At 73.9% G+C, this 4,306-nt stretch carries 1 protein-coding gene; it reads right to left on the reverse strand.

Translation table 11 applies throughout. The features are described 5' to 3' along the window. A partial coding sequence (locus G3I65_RS11800; protein WP_160696139.1) for a type I polyketide synthase occupies nt 1–4,306 on the reverse strand: 4,306 nt, incomplete at both ends.

The following is a 4,306-nucleotide window of genomic DNA, read 5'->3' on the forward strand; positions in this document are numbered from 1 at the left end:
GCTTCCTCACCGGAGAGCACCACAGCGTCCGGTCCATTCACCGCAGCCAGAGACACACCCTCGGGAAGCTCGATGTCCTCTTCGGACGCCTGGACCGCAATCATCACGCCACCCTCGGGCAGCGCCTGCATCAACCGGCCCCGCGCCGCAACCAACGTCGCCGCGTCCTCAAGGCTCAACACCCCGGCCACATGGGCGGCAGCGATCTCCCCCACCGAATGCCCCACAACGACGTCCGGCCGGATGCCCCACGACTCCAGGAGCCGGAACAACGCCACTTCCACCGCGAAGATGCCCTGCTGAGCGAGATCGGTGTCCGGCGCTCCCGACAGCTCCTTCACCCGCGGGTCCAAGTACGCACAAGCGGCATCGAACGCCGCCGCGTACACCGGGAACGTCTCGTACAGCTCCCGGCCCATGCCAGTCCGCTGCGAACCCTGTCCGGTGAACAGGAAAGCGACACCCCCGCTGACCGGCGTCCCCTGCACGACGGACCGGTGCGCCCGTCCCTCCGCGAGCGCCCCCAGCCCGTCGAGGAGTTCCGCGCGATCGGCGGCCACGACGGCGGCCCGGTGCTCCAGCGCCGCCCGCCCGGTCGCCAACGTCCAAGCGGCATCGGCGAACGGGAACTCGCTCCCCCGCAGCTTCGCCGCCTGCGCCCGCAGGCCTTCGGCGTCCCGTCCGGACACCACGAACGGCAGCACCGGCCGGGCTTCCGCGTCCCGCGGCTCGACAGCCGGGGGCTCCTCCAGGATCACGTGCGCGTTCGTCCCGCTCACCCCGAACGACGACACCCCCGCCCGCCGGACCCGGTCGGAAACGGGCCACGGCCGGGCTTCGGTGAGCAGCTCGACCGACCCCGCCGTCCAGTCGACGTGCGGCGACGGCTCGTCGACGTGCAGCGTCTTCGGCAGCACGCCGTGCCGCATGGCCTGGACCACCTTGATCACGCCCGCGACGCCCGCCGCGGCCTGGGTGTGGCCGATGTTCGACTTGAGCGAGCCCAGCAGCAGCGGCTCCGAGCGGTCCTGGCCGTAGGTGGCCAGCACGGCCTGCGCCTCGATCGGGTCGCCGAGCACGGTGCCGGTGCCGTGCGCCTCGACGACGTCCACATCGGACGGTGTCAGCGACGCGGCGGCCAGCGCGGCCCGGATGACCCGCTGCTGGGCAGGCCCGTTCGGCGCGGTCAGGCCGTTGGACGCGCCGTCCTGGTTGACCGCGGAACCCTTTACCACGGCGAGGACTTCATGACCGAGACGCAGCGCGTCCGAGAGCCGTTCGACCAGCAGCACGCCGGCGCCTTCCGACCAGCCGACGCCGTCGGCGGCTGCGGCGAAGGACTTGCAGCGGCCGTCCGGGGCGAGCCCGCGCTGGCGGCTGAACTCGATGAACCCGGCCGGGGTGGACATCACGGTCACCCCGCCCGCCAGCGCCATCGAACACTCGCCGGAGCGCAGCGCCTGCGCGGCCAGGTGCAGCGCCACGAGCGACGACGAGCACGCCGTGTCCACCGTGAGTGCGGGCCCCTCGAAGCCGAAGGTGTAGGCGATCCGGCCGGAGACGACGCTCGACGCGGTGCCGGTGCCGACGTACCCCTCAGCCTCGGCCGGGATGGTGGCCAGCAGCGAGCTGTAGTCCTGCGCCGAAGTACCGGCGAACACGCCGACCTTCGTGCCGCGCAACGCCGTCGGGTCGACGCCGGCGTGCTCGAACGCCTCCCAGGACGCTTCCAGCAGCAGCCGTTGCTGCGGGTCCATGGCCAGTGCCTCGCGCGGCGAGATGCCGAAGAACGCGGCGTCGAACTCGGCGGCGCCGTCGACGAACCCGCCTTCGATCGAGTACGTGGTGCCCGGCCGGGACAGGTCCGGGTCGAAGATGGCGTCGATGTCCCAGCCGCGGTCGGCGGGGAACGGCGAGATGGCGTCGGCACCGGCGTCGACGAGCCGCCACAGGTCGTCGGCCGAGCCGATCCCGCCCGGGTACCGGCAGCTCATCCCGATGATGGCGATCGGTTCGTCGTGCGCCGCAACGGTTTCCGCGGCCGCGATCTCCTCGCCGTCGAGGAACGCGGCCAGCGCCGACGGCGTCGGGTGGTCGAAGACGAGCGTGGCGGGCAGCTCGCGGCCGAGCGCGGTGGCCAGCAGTGTCCGCAGCTCGACGGCGGTGAGCGAGTCGAAGCCCAGCTCCTTGAACGGCCGGTCCGCGCGGACCTCGTCGGCGGACCCGTGGCCGAGCACGACCGCGGCCTGCCCGCGGACCAGGTCGGTCAGCACCCGGATCCGCTCGGGCGCCGGGGCACCGGCCAGCCGGGCGGCCAGCGCCCCGGTGGGCGGTTCCGGCTTCGCGGCGAGTTCGACGAACCCGCCGGACCCGGTGGCCTCCAGCCAGTAGCGCGTCCGCTGGAACGGGTAAGTCGGCAAGTCGACACGGCGGGCGCCGCTGCCCGCGAAATAGGCACGCCAGTCCGGCGTGACGCCCCGCGTGTGAAGCCGGGAAAGCGCGGCGACGACCGAGCGCGCCTCCGGCCTCCCGGCACGCAGGACCGCGACGGCGGCCGCGTCGCCCGGCAGGCAGTCCTGGGCCAGCGCGCTGAGCACGCCGTCCGGGCCCAGCTCGAGGAACGTCCGGACGCCTTCGGTGTGCAACGCCGTGACGCCGTCGGCGAAGCGGACCGTCTCACGGACGTGCCGCACCCAGTAGTCCGGGCTGGTGAGCAGGCCGGGTGTGGCGAGCGCGCCGGTCACGTCGGAGACCAGCGGGATCCGCGGCTCGCTGAACGCGATTTCCCCGATGGCGGCGCGGAAATCGGCCAGCATCGGGTCCATCAGCGCGGAGTGGAACGCGTGGCTCGTGGTGAGCGCCTTGGCCTTCCCGAACCCGGCCGCGACTTCGGCGACGGCGTCGGCCTCGCCGGAGAGGACCACCGACCGCGGCCCGTTGACCGCCGCGATCGAGACGCCCTCGCGCAGCGCCGCGCGGACGTCTTCCTCGCTCGCGCGGACGGCGGCCATGACCCCGCCGGCCGGCAACGCCTGCATCAGCCGGCCGCGGGCCGTGACGAGCGTCTGCGCGTCCGCCAGGGAAAACACCCCGGCGACGTGCGCGGCGGCGATCTCGCCGATCGAGTGCCCGAGCAGGTACGCTGGACGGACGCCCCATGATTCGACGAGCCGGTACAGCGCCACCTCGACGGCGAACAACGCGGCCTGCGCGTACTCGGTGCGGTCGAGGTCCGCGCCGCCGTCGAGGACCAGCTCGCGCACGCGGGGGTCGAAGCCCGCGCAGATCTCGTCGAACGCGGCCGCGTACACCGGGTACGTCCCGTGCAGCTCCCGGCCCATCCCGGCGCGCTGGGAACCCTGGCCGGAGAACAGGAACGCGGCTTCACCCCCGGCGACGGCGTCCCGCACCACCGACGACGAGGGCTCCCCGGCGACGAGCGCACGCAGTCCCGCCTCGAGGTCCCCGAGCACGACGGCCCGCTCGCCGAAGTGCGCCCGGTTCGCCGCCAGCGACGCGGCCAGATCGACCGCGTCCGCGTCGACGTCCAGCAGCTGCGCGGCTTGGGCGCGCACGGCGGCATCGGTCCGTCCGGAAAGGACGAACGGCAGCACCGCGGGCGCCACACCGGGTTCCGGAACCTCCTCGTCCGGCGCCTCTTCCAGGATGACGTGGGTGTTGGTGCCGCTGACGCCGAACGACGACACCCCGGCCCGGCGCGGGCGGCCCGTCTCCGGCCACTCCGTCGCCTCGGTGAGCAGCTCGACCGCTCCCGCGGCCCAGTCGACGTGCGGCGTCGGCTCGTCAACGTGCAACGTCTTCGGCAGCACGCCGTGCCGCATCGCCTCGACCATCTTGATCACGCCGCCGACCCCGGCCGCGGCCTGCGTGTGGCCGACGTTCGACTTGAACGAACCGAGCAGCAGCGGCCGGTCCGCGGGCCGCTCGGCGCCGTAGGTGGCCAGCACGGCCTGCGCCTCGATCGGGTCGCCGAGCACGGTCCCGGTGCCGTGCGCTTCCACGGCGTCGACGAGGTCGGAGGTCAGGGCGGCGTCGGCGAGCGCGGCGCGGATGACGCGCTGCTGCGCGGGCCCGTTCGGCGCGGACAGGCCGCTGCTGGCGCCGTCCTGGTTGACGGCGGTGCCGCGGACCACCGCGAGCACCGGGTGCCCGAGCCGCCGCGCGTCGGAAAGCCGTTCCACGAGCAGCATCCCGACGCCCTCGGCCCACGCGGTGCCGTCCGCCGCGCCGGCGAACGACTTGCAGCGGCCGTCCGGCGCGAGCCCGCGCTGGCGGCTGAACTCGA

This window comes from Amycolatopsis sp. SID8362 (assembly GCF_010550475.1).
Classification (GTDB): domain Bacteria; phylum Actinomycetota; class Actinomycetes; order Mycobacteriales; family Pseudonocardiaceae; genus Amycolatopsis; species Amycolatopsis eburnea.